This is a genomic window from Thalassotalea marina (assembly GCF_014656435.1).
Lineage (GTDB): Bacteria > Pseudomonadota > Gammaproteobacteria > Enterobacterales > Alteromonadaceae > Thalassotalea_C > Thalassotalea_C marina.
In genome coordinates this window covers 87,704-101,286 of the sequence record NZ_BNCK01000004.1, presented here as the reverse complement: position 1 = coordinate 101,286, position 13,583 = coordinate 87,704, and the positions used below count along the sequence as shown (strand labels likewise).

The window sequence follows — 13,583 nt, the reverse complement described above, 5'->3', positions numbered from 1 at the left end:
TTGTGTTCCAAAACGCCTGCTAGGTTAACTAAACACAACTTCAACATCAGATAAAAGCGCTATTACTCAGACAAAATTAAAGTCAATTATCACGTAAACAGATCAAACACGTTTCCTAGAGTACTTGTTGATCCTCGGTAAAATTCTGTATAAGTACAGTTTTTGCAGATAACAGCTGTAAATTTTCTATTTTGCATATCAAATATCTTCGACCAGCCACTACCTGTAGTTGCAATAGTGTCAGTATCAAATTTTGTGGATTCGCATTTTGGGCACTTCCATTTTGAAGTCATATTTTTTCCTCAACGTTAGGACGTAAAACACAACCAATTGGAGTTTTAATCCATTATTGGTTAGTCGTAATAAGTATTGATAATAGGCTAATAAACACGGTAAATAGACATAAATACTGATCGCGTTTTTGTTTATTTAGACGTGCATTATAGTGTGCAGATATTTGGGTAATGTCACCTTTACCGTCACCATGACGGTTAATAGTGTATAACTGACTATTAGGAATTTTCACAAAATAGTTTTGGTGTTTATTTAAATATTTTCTTAATGTCGCTGGTTCAAGGTCAGTTTGCTCAGCAAGAGTAAAAACGCCTAAACCTCTGCGTTTGTTTGGGGCCAAGACTGTTAAAATAGATTTCAACTCGTGTACTTTCATTGTAGTTAGCTACTTTCCAACATTTAATGCACACCAAGTCTCAATAGCGTTTAAAAAATTACACTCAAAAGAAAAAATAACTAACTTGGTGGTTCACACAGATAAAAGCCACCAGTTAAATCTTAAGATAAAGTTATATTGCTGTCTTATCTAATAGTACCGATCTAATAGTACCGAGTGCTATACCCGATACTATTAGGTGCAGTCATTTTTTAAGGTAAAAGGGATAAAGCACTATTGGTTTAAGCACCAAACAAGGTTTCTTTAGTGATCAACTCTATTGAGTTTAAAATATCCGCCACACGGCTGTCTAAAGACTTGTTTAGCAGCAATGACTTACGATGTTTTTCGAACATTTTGTTGTACTTTTCAATTTTTTTACCAAGTACTTGCCACGCTTGTTGTTTAGCGCTTAGCGGCCATGACTCTAACTCAATTTTGCTGGTAGCGAGTTTATCAAAAAACATCTGCATGCCTGTAGCAGCCATATCTTTATACTGTTGGTTAGAATTTGACATAGAAATGGTTGCCAAACCACTAGCCATCTCATTTACACTTTTAAGTGAGCGATAATAATCATTCATTGCATCTTCATCATACTCATCGACCTCAAACTCATAGCTTCGATTTCTAACCACATTGTTGGTTTTGATACTGGTTTTATGTACGACAACTGGCACTGGTTTTGGAGCTGCAACAATGTGTGCGGTATTCGTTGCAATTGGAGTTTGATCAGAAGCACCGCCTACAGTAAGTTGCCCTCCTTTACCAAGTCCTCCTTCAACTTCCTGAGCTTTGTATTGGCGTAATGCTTTCACCATTTGATTGTAAGAATCTGCAAAAGCTGCAGTAATAATTTTTCCTTCTGGTGAATTACTAAAACCACTTGCTCCAGCAAAACCACCTGAAAATAAACCGCCAAATAAGCTAAAGTCATAATTGCCCGCACTACCAATCGCTGCTGACACTTGTACGCCAGAGCGGTTATCAATTAGCAACAAGGTAGTAGATGCTTCATTTTTGCTTAGACCACCACCAATAATGGAACCAAAAGATCCTAATAATGATGCCCCGACTGCTTTTAATCCTTGAGTTCCTTTTGCTGCAAACTGAATTTCAGGACTAATGGTGTAATCTGCTGCCACCATTTGAGCACCTCCTAAATTACTGCCTTGGCGAAGCTGACCTGACTGCATCAGCTGTCTTTCCCTATTCATTGCATTCATTGCCTGACCCCTTTCTACCACAACAAAACAGTTAGATTGCTGCAACATTAAGCGGATCACTGGAATTGTACTGCCTAAGTTAGGATAGCGTTTGCGATAGTCGACCCACCAAGTGAGCGATGTATCTTCAAAAACAGATAAAGTGCCAAGCGGTGTAGTACATTTTTCTAGACCACTGTTATGGTTAGCGGTATTGCTGCCACCCGCTCCACCAGTAACAACATTACCGCTTGAACCGCCCATTGTAGGACTAGTAGACATGCACGCGGTTAACATCGTGAGAATAGCTGGAAACAGTGTGATCTTTCCCCACTTTGCATAGTTAGTTTTTTTAGCTTTCTGATTAAGTAACATGACACTTCTCCATTCCGTTAATTGGTCAATTAATAAACTTCTGTTCACTGGAGCAACAAAGTAAAACGGTAAATTCTTTGCTTTTATTCCAGGTCGCTAAGTCGCCTGCACAACCTAGCACTGGCTTTAAAAACTTACATCTTTAGTTAGCGTAGTTTATCGACAATTAACGCTATTTAAGGTAAATTGCCCCAACACCAATCGATCATTATTTAACCACTCGGTTATAGCTGTTTTTGATTCTGTAAACTTCTTATGCATTGAACTTTGGATACAATTTAAGATTTGGATGATCGGCATATGGATAAAAAAGCACAACGCAAAAGAGGCGTTAGGGCTGACAGAAAAAAACTTGAACACGCACTTTTTGAAGCTGGCTTTAGAACTCAAGCTGCGTTAGCTGAAGAAATTGCAACTGCTGAAAATCTAGAAAGCGCGCCCAAGGATATGGTCAATCGAGTTTTTCGAGAGATCGCTGTATCACCTTCATCAATTGAGCGCATCGCTGCCGTGTTGGGCGTTGAAGCTTACACCCTATATCTTACCAGCGATACACGCCCCAATATTCAACCGCAACCTGCTGAATTTTCCCCGCCAAATAACAACAAAAAGCTAAAATATTTGTTATTACTCAGTCTCATTGTCATTTTATTGGTTTTAGCCTTAACAACCGCCGATACAATCGATTCAACTAATATTCGTAATACGCCTAATACAGCATTATCCAGCGATGAACTATTGAATCAGCAATATCAAAATGTAATATCAAAAGGAATTAAACCTGCCATTGCATTGTATGGAGCTAAAGATCAGCGACATATACTAGCTGAAGTACGAGAGAGCTTAAAAAACCAATTTAATGTAGTACCCAACACGCTAACCAATACACCTGAAAGTATTTTATTTTCACAAGAAATTGCCCGAAAACAGATAGATTTTATCTATGTATTAAATTCTAGAGGATACGGCAGGCATACTTTGCAACATGGCCATGTCTATGGAAAAAAATTAAGTTTATTAGTCACCCAAGATATTTATCTTACCAAAGAGCTAAAAAATAACGTAAATGAAATATCGGCAGTTATCACCAATGATATAAAAAGCATTTTTGTTGCCAACCTACCATCTCGTCGTCATAACTTTATTGGTTTAACAGCGGCAAAGTTTTATGTTGAAGGGTTGGATTTATTAGAGAAATCATACAATTTAGAATACGTAAAAACAGCACAAAGCCGCTTTTTAAATGCTCTGCAAATAGCACCCAAGTTTGCGGATGCGCATGCTGGTTTGTGTCAGGCTTATATTTATGAGAGTTGGTCATCAGATGAACGTTATTTACTAGAACAAGCCACAAAACACTGTTTAGCAGCGAAACAACTTGCGCCATCAAAACCCTTTGTGGTGGCCTCAAATGCTTTATTAATGCGCCGAACCGGTAATACAGAACAAGCGATTAGCCTACTTGACTCTTTCGCCAATAAAAATGCTGCTATTTATTATCAGTTATCTTATGCACAATTAGAGGGTTATCAAAAAAACGTCCCACAATTAACCTCTTTGAACGTTGCCAAAGAGAATATAAAAAAAGCGATAGCGTTAGACACATCAAACTGGAAATATCACTTTTTCTTGGGCGTTATCGAATGGAATGATGGCAAGAGAGACTTAGCCATTGCAGCAACTGAAAAGGCAAACACCTTGGATGTAAATGATATTGTTTTAACAAATTTGGGCACCCTTCATTATTGTGCAGGTAACATTGAACAAGCAAAGCAACATTATCAAACGATAATTAACTACAATCCAAATTCATATTTGCCCGTTGAGCAATTAAGCACACTTTATTACTTCTCTGAAAACTACAACAAAGCGATCGAATTGCGGGAAAAAGCCATTGAGCTCGCTGGTGATGCTGGTATTCACCAAATGTGGGGCGTTTTAGCAGATATGTACGCTACCAATGAGCAGCAACAACAAGCAATTAATACCTACCAACAAGCATTGGCAGTGTTAGACCGTGATTATGCTCGAGGTAATCAATCGGAAATAGATCATGCGTTTCGGTTTTACTACACATCAAGGATTGAGCTATTAACGGCATCAGAACAAATCAAGCCCGCGAATAAACTTAAAACAATTGAACAGCTGTCTCAAAGTGAGCGATTAGATTTAGCTGCGACAGTTCGGTTAGGCTTACTTTTTCAATATTTTTCACCGAGTTCAGATTCAGATAACAAGTATTTAAACCGAGCGATAGCTAAATGCCCTATTTATAAATACACTCCCGCCATTACGGCTAAAAATACAAATATCTGATTTATAGCGATTTCAGTTAAAACAGCTCACGTTTTTAAAGTTGATCTGGTTTAGCGGCATTTATTTTGACTAAGCTATTGGTTGCAATGATCCCGCCTGAATAGCCTGATTCAGTTAACAAAAGATCAAATTCAAAAAAGGTACTAGGAATGGCTAAAATAAGGGCTATTTCCGCTCTCAGTTCAGCATATTCACTATTAACATCTGCAAATTGATGTATTTCGTTAAATTCGGTTTCTGAACAGTACATGGCATAAGCGTATACAACAGCATTTATTGCTTTAGGTGTTGAGCTGCTAAGGCGCATTCTTTCAATGCCTGCATCAACTTGCTCTTTAGAATAGTATTGGTGTAAACCGTAATTGGCTTTTAAGTCTTGAGGTAACTTTCTAGCGTACTTTTTTATTAATCGTTTTTTTAGATATTGCTCAAACATGTTCAATCCTTGACCTATAAACAACAACATTCTTTATAGTTAAGGCTAGTTGGTTGAGCAATAAAATCAATTTTTAAATTGTAATCTTTCGTCATTGTTATCGGCCAACACCGAGTTACTTATTGTTTTAGTTTTTAATCAACTTCTTTAGGATTATGCATTGCCGTTAAAACATGATCTCGCCATTGGCCATTTATTTTCAAATAACGTTTTGCATACCCTTCTTCTTCAAAGCCAAGAGATGTTAACAACTTCTTAGAACGAGTATTTTCCGGCATATAATTTGCCATCACACGATTTAAACATAAGTTGTTAAACGCTATGTCTACTACATAACGGCATAAACTTGTCATTACGCCTTGCCCTTCATGATCTTCGTCTACTCCAAATCCGAGATAGCAAGCTTTAAATGGCCCTTGAATGACGTTAGTTAATGAACAACATGCAATAATATTGTGATCGGTCGCATTAAAAGCGGCAAAATGTGCACTTGTTTTAAGTTGATGTTCTTTATCATATTCGACAAGGCGTTTTTGCCAAGCTGCAATAGTATGATAATCATCACTTCGGCTAGGTTCCCAAGGTTTAAAGTGCGTTTGATTTTTAAAATAAAATTGCGAGAGTTTTGTTGCATCATCAATGACAATTCTTCTCACAATAACGTTAGGTGAATTTGTTTGGTTCATAACGATATTAATGCCCAGCAAATCATATTGCTGAGCACTGTAAGAATTTTGGTGTTAATAAATACGCGTATTGTAATACCAACTTATGTTATGCCAAGTTAAATCGACGCTAAGTTATTTGCCAATTCCTTTACTTGAGTTAGCGCGGACAATTTTGACGCTCTATGACGATCATCTGAAAATTCCTGATATTCAGACGCTATTTCAAAAAATTGTTCAGCCCCTAGATAAGGCGCAAGTTGTTCGATATGACTCGACAAATGATTTAAGTGGTATTTGTTTTCACCTTTTCTAAAGTTAAACTCTCCCCAAGAAGCCAGTAAAACTAAAGACTTTCCAGATAATATCGGCTCTAGTGGCTCGTCACCACGGGCTAAGTCAAAACTGAAAGTTTTATTAACTCGGATCACTTTATCAAACCATGCTTTTAGAACAGCTGGCATACCATAGTTGTACATAGGGCTGGCAATCACAATGATGTTAGCTTGTTTAATTTCTTCGATGTATTGGTCTGACATTTTTAGTACTGCTTTTTGTTCAGGTGTCAGCTCTGCTTTTTCAAATGCAGCGGCAATAAACTCCTGAGTAAGGAAACTTGGCGGATCAATTGATAAATTGCGATGAATAATCTCTACGTCGTGATAGCGCGACCTGAATTGTTCAAGAAAGCGCTCCCCTAATAAACGTGTGATTGATTGATGTTGTGTTTCCTCTTCTTTGAAGCTTCGAACACTCGACGTTATGTATAAAATGGTTTTCATGTGTTTTTCCCGATGAAGTAAAGGCACTTATTATCAGTGCTTGCTTATCAGTTCGACAATTGAGATATTACCTTTCATAGATAACTTAAACTTATTCATTGGTGCACAAGTGCTCTTTCACATTTCTTCCTTAAATTATTTAAGAACTTTTACGCTAGCGGCAAAACACTTAAGTTTCAAAACAGCCGCAACCATCTTAAATATAAGTCCTACAGCAGTTTCTCACCAAATAAAAGCGCTCGAAGAACAGTTACGCGTTACACTTTTTGAGCGACAAGTTAGGTCTATCACTTTAACATTAGCAGGACAAAAACTAGCAGATGCTTGTCACGTCAACTTAGCTGAGATTGATTATGTAGTTAAGCATTTAACACAAGATAAAAATGAGGTAAGCATTTCCTGTTGTCATTCTTTTGCCGCCCTTTGGCTCACGCCAAAATCTAGCCAATTTAACGTTAACATGCCCGAATATAGCTTAAATATATTTGCCAGCGATTCGCTAGTAGATATCGATAAAGAAAAACATCTCGATATTGCTATTCGATATGGAAGCACGGAACATGACAATAACGAAGATTTTTTATACACAGAAACCATTAGTTTATATCAAAGTGTGCAACACCCTGTTGTTAACTCAAGCCTGAAGAAAACGAATCAACAACTTTTCGTGACCTATTGGCCAGAAAATGAAATGCTTAACAATATTCCGTGGCAGCAGCATTTTGATGCAAGTGCCTATACAGTTAAAACCTTTCCTCAGGAATTTTTTGTATTGCAAGCTGTTATGACAGGCCAAGGCGTTGGTTTATTAAGCGATGTATTAGCAACAAGTGCTGTTGAACATGGCTGGATTACTAAAGTAGATAATACAAATTCTTTTAAGGGATACAGTTATTGGTTGCGAATAAGCCGCGAGCATCAAGAAAGTTTAAGGGTAAAACGCGCTACACAATGGATTAAACATGAATTTAGCAAACTAATACCAATTGAAATAACCAAGTAAATTGTTATTTATAACAAATAATTATTGATAACTGTTTGCTACAGTCGCGTATTAATATGTTATGTTTGATAAAAATACAAAAGGAATGTGTTATGTCTAGTCAGGGAACGTCCATTTTAAAGTCTGTCGCTGTTGGTTTGTTATGTATTATAGGTGGCTTAGCAGTTGGCTCCGGTAGCCATATGGCCTATTTATGGTTAACAGCGCCGCCACAAATCATTCAAATTGATAGTGCAAAACATTTCGTCAACACCAACGAAAAAGTCGTCATTTATGTGACACAATGGTGCCCTTACTGTAAAGAGCTCAAATCGTACTTAAATCAAAACAACATTGCCTATGTAGAAAGAGATATTGAAAGTGGTGATGACAACATTGTTGCTTTATATGATTCTATTGGTGCTAAAGGCATCCCTAAAATAGTTATTGGCAACATTGCCATTAATGGCTTTAACAAAGCTAAACTTGATGAAGAGCTAACTAAACTAAACCTACTTTAATCTTATTGGTAGTTGCTCATATCTGATCTTACCGTTTCAATGGATAAGTTTGGACTTTATCTGACAGGCAGCTATGAGCGAAAAACGAACGTTTAAGTTTTATAAATTCTTTTTTATTTCTTATCATAACTAGCAACTTGCCCCTATAGTCATGGAAACGACCCATTGGGTTGTTTTTATGTCTTGTGGAAAACACCACAGTTATAAATATACGATATGTAGCAACACCTTATAATTTATGATAAAACTGGTTCAATCAGATAAACGACTCAACCAATGGTAGAAAAACGCCCCGTGGGGTCGATATTAAGTTGTTAGGCCAAGTTTAAAAATTAGAGAATTTTCTTTTTATGAATGCATTTCCTACAGCACTGTTGATAGAGAGGCCGCTCATATATGCGTCGATATACGAGCTTTCAACAATTGTATTCGGTAGTGAAGGCTTAGCTAAGCTCTCTACAGGAGATGATAAGGATGAGTTTGATAAATTGCGTGTGCGTCATGAAATTGCACAAGCAAGCAAGTTGCTCATTGAAGTTGCAGTTGTTCTTAGAAATTTAATTGATAGTGATTCATGGCCAATGGATCCGATACATGAAATACGAGTCGAGCGGAGGCCTGAGATTAATGTTGGTGTAGTACGAAAAGGCTCAAAAAATGAAAAGGTACTAACTTTTAGGCAGGCATGTAACAAAATAATCCATGCAGAACATATTTCTTTTGGTATGAAAGAAATGCCAGGGAAAATGAAATGCCTAAATGGCTCCGTCGAGCTTCATGGTAAACGTAATAAAGATACTTGGGTTGCAGATATTCAAGTAGCTGATTTTATTAGAATGGCTGTCCGTCAACTATAGCCAGTAATGCAATTTAGCCGGGAAGGGCTAACAAGTGGCTGCAACCGACCGCAAAAACTGGCGTTATAACCCTAAAAAGGAATTTTCATGAAGCTTGTATCTGTAGAAATCGAAAACATACGCTGCTACAAAGACCGTGTTAAGGTTCAGATTGATGACCTTACTACGTTTATTGGCAAAAACGATATAGGAAAGTCTACAGTATTAGAAGCGTTAGAGATCTTCTTCAACAATGATACAGTGAAGATTAGCCAAGATGATGCAAACATCTCTAACGAGAATAAAGTGGTTTGTATCACCTGTGAATTCACGAATCTGCCAGACAGAATAATTCTTGATAGTGGGCATGAAACCACCCTAGGAAATGAATATTTATTGACGTCTGAGTCAACCTTAAAAATTAAAAAGACTTTTGATTGTGGAAAGAAAACACCAAGTTGTGATGTTTTTATTATTGCCCACCACCCGACAGCTGCTGGTGTAAGTAACTTACTTGAACTTAAAGAAAAAGATCTTCAGAAAATAATAAAAGATCAAGGCATTGATAGCGCCCTGAAAGGCAACCCTCTAATGCGAAAAGCTATATGGGATAATGCTAAAAACCTCGAACTTCAAGAAATAGAAATACCGGTAACAAAACCCAAGGAAGATAGCAAAAGGATCTGGGAACAACTTGATAAGTATTTGCCTTTGTTTGCTCTGTTTCAAAGTGACAGAAGTAGCAAAGATTCAGATGGAGAGGTTCAAGATCCTATGAAGGCTGCTGTTGCTACTGCAATAGCTGAAGTTAAGGATGATATCGAACGGATTCAGCAAAGAGTAAAAGCAAGGACGGAGGAGATTGCGAATAATACTCATAAAGCACTTGAAACCATTGATAAAACTCTTGCATCAGAACTAGTGCCAGATTTTATTCCGCCGACTCCAGCGAAATGGACAGGCTTATTTTCCGTAAGCCTTAGTACAGATGGTATACCATTAAATAAGCGTGGAAGCGGTGTGCGCCGATTGGTCTTAGTTAGTTTCTTTAAAGCTGAAGCAGAAAGGCTCCTCACACAAGGTAGCAAAAAAGGAATTATATACGCTGTAGAGGAACCTGAAACCGCACAGCATCCCAACAATCAAAAGATACTTCAACAAGCATTTTCAGATCTTGCGAGTGAACATAATTGTCAGGTAATACTTACGACTCATAGCCCTGGGTTTGCTAGTGATCTTCCAATAGAGGGTATTCGTTTCGTTACACGAGATGAAAATGAAAAACCTTGCATTGAAAGTGGTGTAGATGTACTCGGAAAAGTAGCTGAAGCTCTTGGCGTGACGCCAGATAGTCGAGTTAAGCTAATTTGTTGTGTTGAAGGTCCAACAGACGTCAAAGCATTAAAAGCTCTAAGCCGTGCATTACATCTGGAAGACAATTCGATTCCTGATTTAACTAATGATGATAGAGTCGCTTTCGTTGTTCTAGGTGGTGGTAATTTAAAACATTGGGTGAACGATAATTATCTAAAAGGTTTTGGACGCCCTGAATTGCACATCTACGATGCTGATGTGCCTAGCTATGTTGGTGTGATTGAGCAAGTTAATGCTCGTGGCGATGGTTCAATTGGTTTCATTACGCAAAAACATGAAATCGAGAGTTACCTGCACTCGGATGTAATAAAAGCGGCTTTTGATGTGGACGTTGTTGTAACAGATCACCCTAATGAAGATGGAAAAGCAACGCCTAAGGTTTTCGCAGAAGTATATTCTGTTGCACAGGGATATGATGGTGTTATGAAAGACAACAATGCCAAAATACGCCTCGCTGAAAGAGCTTTTCCACTTATGACTGCGGATATGATTCATGAGAGAGACCCTAATGGCGAAGTGAAAGAGTGGTTTACAACAATGGCTTGTTTTCTAAACTAGTGCAACGGGTTATAACAAATCAAATCACGCGGACGTAGCGTTGCTGCACCGGTGTTTGAAGCGTTAGTTCAATAAGGAAAGTCAACCTTGTCACTAATGACTATTTTGCTATTCATACCAGCATGCTTTGCTTTGAATATGGCGCCTGGTCCCAATAACCTTCTTTCGATGGCAAATGCAAAACGTTATGGCATCAGGACTGCTTGCTATGCTGGTATTGGTCGACTGGTTGCATTTGCAGGTATGATCACGCTGGCTGCTACAGGGCTGGCAACAGTGCTGTTTACGTCAGAAATATTGTTTCTTGTCATTAAAGTAGCCGGAGGAGTCTATCTACTTTGGCTTGCCTACCAGCTGTGGAGTGCAGCTCCAACTGAGGGCGATAGCGAGGCACAGGGAGGAAAAAGCTTCTTTCAACTTGCGAGACAGGAGTTTTTACTTGCTGCAGGAAACCCCAAAGCCATTTTGATTTTTACGGCTTTTCTGCCTCAGTTTGTTGATCCAGCGGGGTCTGTTGGATATCAGTTTTTGATTCTTGGCGTGCTATTTTTAATGCTTGAGTGGGTGGCAATAGCTGGGTACGCATTCTTTGGTAAAGCATTGCGCCATTGGTTCTCCCGACCATCTATGCGCCGGCTTTTTAATAGAGTTTGTGCTGGACTGCTTGGTAGTGCAGGAGTTGGGCTTTTGCTTGCTCGCCGAGAATAAACTAACAAAACAATTGAATTCTATCTCTGCGGGTGCCGGACGCTCGTTCCTCGCGCCGTTTATTGGTTACGTTAGCACCTTCCGTTTATGGCACAAAACAGCTCTTCACCGTCAGATTTGATTAAACTCTAAAAATCAAATCTGACAAATAAAGTTAAGACTTATTCATCTTATTCAATTTAATCAAGGGCTAAACCGCCCCATTGATTAATAAGACAGTTTAGCACACCACTTTTTTCAAGTTCTACAATAGCTAAGTTAATTTTTTTTAACGTTTCTTTAGATTGACTATTTTTACTTAGCATAAAATAAATTTCGCTCTCATAAACTGGCGTGCTTAAACGAGCTAGTTGCCCTTGTAAATTGTACTTTTTTTCAAACGCTTTAACGGTGACGGGATCTGCAACAATGACATCAATTTGCCTATTCATTAATTTCTCTATGTTCGTTTCTAAAGACAACGTTTTATAGAGGCGTTTTTTAACAGCAGGATGACGAGTAAGGCTTTCAAACTTTTCACCATAAAAATAACCTTCCTCAATGGCGATTTTGTATTGGTTTTTCGTAAAGTCTGTTAAATCAATTATCTGCTGGTTTATTTCTTGATAACGTCCGGTTTGAACAAACAAAGCTGCAACTTCTTTACGGTAAGGTTTTGAGTACAATACATAGTTAGCCCGCTCTTTGGTGAACGATGAACCGGCAGATAAATCAATGCCGCCCGTTTTGAGCAACTTTAAATGGCGCTTCCATGGTATTTTTGAAAATTGAATGTCATAGCCTGCGGCTTTAGCAACGGCTTTAGTAATATCAACGTCTAGACCAACGACGCCTTTATCTTTGTCAAAATACTGGTATGGATACCACATGTTCCATCCAATGCTTAAAGATTTGCTATTTTGATCTGGAAGCGCATTTGCTGTTACTTGATTACATAACATCGTCAATAGGACAAGTAATAAACAACGCTTCATAACTAATGCTTCCTATAGGCCAAACATTATGTTGTTATTTACCTGATGCTCTTTAATTTAAGCTAACTAAGTAAACAACAACATCTATTAAGCTTAGGAAAAATCTGTCGCTAGTCAACGCTTGGGGTAAAAATCCAGTTTGAGATCTCTTGATTGACTTGTTTTTGATACTTTCTCAAGCCGTGATCGCCACCTTTATACACCACTAATTTATGCTCACGGTCTAATTGGGTAAGTTTTTTATCCATGTCTGTTGCATGAACTACATTTACCCTTTTATCTTTATCACCGTGCAACAATAGAATTCGAATATTTTTATCAAGCGAATCGACCCACTTTATCGCAGAGCGATTAAACAATTGCTGCGCTTTGTCATTTTCATAATTGGGAATGCGTTGTTGATAAACGTTTTCCATCTCAGGGCGAATAGTTAGTCCTTTTTCTAGGTCTGAATTTCCCGCCCATATAACCAAAGAATCAATATCGTTTCTTTCTTTTGCTACCATATAACTTGTCATGCCACCACGACTAACACCTATCATATCTATGTTGCCTGGTTTGACTTGAGGTAATGTTTTGGCAATATCTATCAGTTGATGTACGTCTTGAATATCTTTGCCACCAAATTCATCTTGCTTTCTGTATTGGCTACCCACCACGATTGCCCCCTGCTTTACTAAAGGCATTTGTCGTAGCATTTGTAAAATAGACTGTTTACCAAAGTCACCATTTCCCCCACGATTAAAAACAACCAATGGTTGAGGTTCTTTGATGTTTTTCGCTGCGACTAAAAACCCTTCGACTTGTGCGTCAAATGATTGGTAAGTGATAAGTAAACAAGTCACATTCTTTTTAGTTGCTTGATATTTTTTTTCAGGGAACATGCGCGACAGTTTTTCTACGGTTAGATGATTTGCCATACGCCCATAATTTTGTTTTTGCTCAACAACGATAGAATCTAAAAATCCTTGGTAGGTACTACGATGATCATCAAAGCATGATTTAACACTTTTAACATTGCCGTTTTCAGCCAGCGACTGCGCAATATTGTTAGATTCAGCTGATGATGCTGTTGCAACAAGTAATGATGATAACAACATTCCATTTAATAAAGTTTTCATTATATAATTCCTAATCTTATGTGCCGATTTATGTATTCATCATAAAAATATTTAATCGTT

Annotated in this window: 14 protein-coding genes; 6 read left to right on the top strand and 8 right to left on the bottom strand. The window is 37.9% G+C overall.

What is annotated here, in order from left to right:
- Positions 1-89 precede the first annotated feature (89 nt).
- The 3 genes from IE199_RS09660 to IE199_RS09650 form a co-directional block, all read right to left on the bottom strand.
- On the bottom strand, positions 90-293 hold the full coding sequence (locus tag IE199_RS09660; RefSeq protein WP_189769749.1) for a zinc ribbon domain-containing protein: 204 nt from the start codon (positions 291-293) through the stop codon (positions 90-92).
- Positions 294-346: 53 nt separating this feature from the next.
- Positions 347-670, bottom strand: a complete 324-nt coding sequence (locus IE199_RS09655; protein ID WP_189769747.1) for a hypothetical protein — start codon at positions 668-670, stop codon at positions 347-349.
- A 242-nt stretch (positions 671-912) separates the two neighbouring features.
- Complete coding sequence (locus IE199_RS09650) at positions 913-2,250, bottom strand: CsgG/HfaB family protein (protein ID WP_189769745.1); 1,338 nt, start codon at positions 2,248-2,250, stop codon at positions 913-915.
- 300 nt (positions 2,251-2,550) lie between these two features.
- Here IE199_RS09650 and IE199_RS09645 point away from each other — a divergent pair, with 300 nt between their 5' ends.
- Positions 2,551-4,566, top strand: a complete 2,016-nt coding sequence (locus IE199_RS09645; RefSeq protein ID WP_189769743.1) for a tetratricopeptide repeat protein — start codon at positions 2,551-2,553, stop codon at positions 4,564-4,566.
- A gap of 34 nt (positions 4,567-4,600) precedes the next feature.
- Here the strand turns inward: IE199_RS09645 and IE199_RS09640 are convergent, their stop codons facing one another.
- From IE199_RS09640 to IE199_RS09630, 3 genes are all read right to left on the bottom strand, one after another.
- Positions 4,601-5,002 (bottom strand): DUF6559 family protein, encoded by a 402-nt coding sequence (locus IE199_RS09640; RefSeq protein ID WP_189769741.1) that lies wholly within the window; start codon positions 5,000-5,002, stop codon positions 4,601-4,603.
- Between the two features lie 134 nt (positions 5,003-5,136).
- Positions 5,137-5,688 (bottom strand): GNAT family N-acetyltransferase, encoded by a 552-nt coding sequence (locus tag IE199_RS09635; RefSeq protein ID WP_189769739.1) that lies wholly within the window; start codon positions 5,686-5,688, stop codon positions 5,137-5,139.
- A 98-nt stretch (positions 5,689-5,786) separates the two neighbouring features.
- Positions 5,787-6,449, bottom strand: coding sequence for an FMN-dependent NADH-azoreductase (locus tag IE199_RS09630; protein ID WP_189769737.1), 663 nt, complete (start codon positions 6,447-6,449; stop codon positions 5,787-5,789).
- Between the two features lie 109 nt (positions 6,450-6,558).
- On the opposite strand from IE199_RS09630, the gene IE199_RS09625 reads away from it, so the two are divergent.
- From IE199_RS09625 to IE199_RS09605, 5 genes are all read left to right on the top strand, one after another.
- The gene (locus IE199_RS09625) at positions 6,559-7,452 is read left to right on the top strand and encodes a LysR family transcriptional regulator (RefSeq protein ID WP_189769735.1); all 894 of its coding nucleotides are present in this window, start codon (positions 6,559-6,561) and stop codon (positions 7,450-7,452) included.
- A gap of 92 nt (positions 7,453-7,544) precedes the next feature.
- A complete protein-coding gene (locus IE199_RS09620) occupies positions 7,545-7,952 on the top strand; it encodes a glutaredoxin domain-containing protein (RefSeq protein ID WP_189769733.1) in 408 nt (135 codons plus the stop codon).
- Between the two features lie 350 nt (positions 7,953-8,302).
- Positions 8,303-8,809, top strand: coding sequence for a hypothetical protein (locus tag IE199_RS09615; protein ID WP_189769732.1), 507 nt, complete (start codon positions 8,303-8,305; stop codon positions 8,807-8,809).
- 87 nt (positions 8,810-8,896) lie between these two features.
- Positions 8,897-10,720 (top strand): ATP-binding protein, encoded by a 1,824-nt coding sequence (locus IE199_RS09610; protein WP_189769730.1) that lies wholly within the window; start codon positions 8,897-8,899, stop codon positions 10,718-10,720.
- Positions 10,721-10,816: 96 nt separating this feature from the next.
- The gene (locus IE199_RS09605) at positions 10,817-11,428 is read left to right on the top strand and encodes a LysE family translocator (RefSeq protein WP_229854667.1); all 612 of its coding nucleotides are present in this window, start codon (positions 10,817-10,819) and stop codon (positions 11,426-11,428) included.
- Between the two features lie 179 nt (positions 11,429-11,607).
- Here the strand turns inward: IE199_RS09605 and IE199_RS09600 are convergent, their stop codons facing one another.
- Both IE199_RS09600 and IE199_RS09595 read right to left on the bottom strand, forming a co-directional pair.
- Positions 11,608-12,402: a substrate-binding periplasmic protein gene (locus tag IE199_RS09600; RefSeq protein ID WP_189769727.1), complete on the bottom strand. Its 795-nt coding sequence runs from the start codon at positions 12,400-12,402 to the stop codon at positions 11,608-11,610.
- Positions 12,403-12,512: 110 nt separating this feature from the next.
- Positions 12,513-13,523 carry an alpha/beta hydrolase family protein gene (locus IE199_RS09595; RefSeq protein WP_189769725.1) on the bottom strand — a complete coding sequence of 337 codons (1,011 nt, stop codon included), beginning with the start codon at positions 13,521-13,523 and terminating at the stop codon, positions 12,513-12,515.
- Positions 13,524-13,583 lie beyond the last annotated feature (60 nt).

What these genes read in the sequence shown, in the direction of transcription:
- IE199_RS09650 (WP_189769745.1), bottom strand. Translation starts at nt 2,250, where the DNA reads ATGTTACTTAATCAGAAAGCTAAAAAAACTAACTATGCAAAGTGGGGA.
- IE199_RS09640 (WP_189769741.1), bottom strand. Translation starts at nt 5,002, where the DNA reads ATGTTTGAGCAATATCTAAAAAAACGATTAATAAAAAAGTACGCTAGA.
- IE199_RS09655 (WP_189769747.1), bottom strand. Translation starts at nt 670, where the DNA reads ATGAAAGTACACGAGTTGAAATCTATTTTAACAGTCTTGGCCCCAAAC.
- IE199_RS09660 (WP_189769749.1), bottom strand. Translation starts at nt 293, where the DNA reads ATGACTTCAAAATGGAAGTGCCCAAAATGCGAATCCACAAAATTTGAT.
- IE199_RS09620 (WP_189769733.1), top strand. Translation starts at nt 7,545, where the DNA reads ATGTCTAGTCAGGGAACGTCCATTTTAAAGTCTGTCGCTGTTGGTTTG.
- IE199_RS09635 (WP_189769739.1), bottom strand. Translation starts at nt 5,688, where the DNA reads ATGAACCAAACAAATTCACCTAACGTTATTGTGAGAAGAATTGTCATT.
- IE199_RS09615 (WP_189769732.1), top strand. Translation starts at nt 8,303, where the DNA reads ATGAATGCATTTCCTACAGCACTGTTGATAGAGAGGCCGCTCATATAT.
- IE199_RS09600 (WP_189769727.1), bottom strand. Translation starts at nt 12,402, where the DNA reads ATGAAGCGTTGTTTATTACTTGTCCTATTGACGATGTTATGTAATCAA.
- IE199_RS09630 (WP_189769737.1), bottom strand. Translation starts at nt 6,449, where the DNA reads ATGAAAACCATTTTATACATAACGTCGAGTGTTCGAAGCTTCAAAGAA.
- IE199_RS09595 (WP_189769725.1), bottom strand. Translation starts at nt 13,523, where the DNA reads ATGAAAACTTTATTAAATGGAATGTTGTTATCATCATTACTTGTTGCA.
- IE199_RS09645 (WP_189769743.1), top strand. Translation starts at nt 2,551, where the DNA reads ATGGATAAAAAAGCACAACGCAAAAGAGGCGTTAGGGCTGACAGAAAA.
- IE199_RS09610 (WP_189769730.1), top strand. Translation starts at nt 8,897, where the DNA reads ATGAAGCTTGTATCTGTAGAAATCGAAAACATACGCTGCTACAAAGAC.
- IE199_RS09605 (WP_229854667.1), top strand. Translation starts at nt 10,817, where the DNA reads ATGACTATTTTGCTATTCATACCAGCATGCTTTGCTTTGAATATGGCG.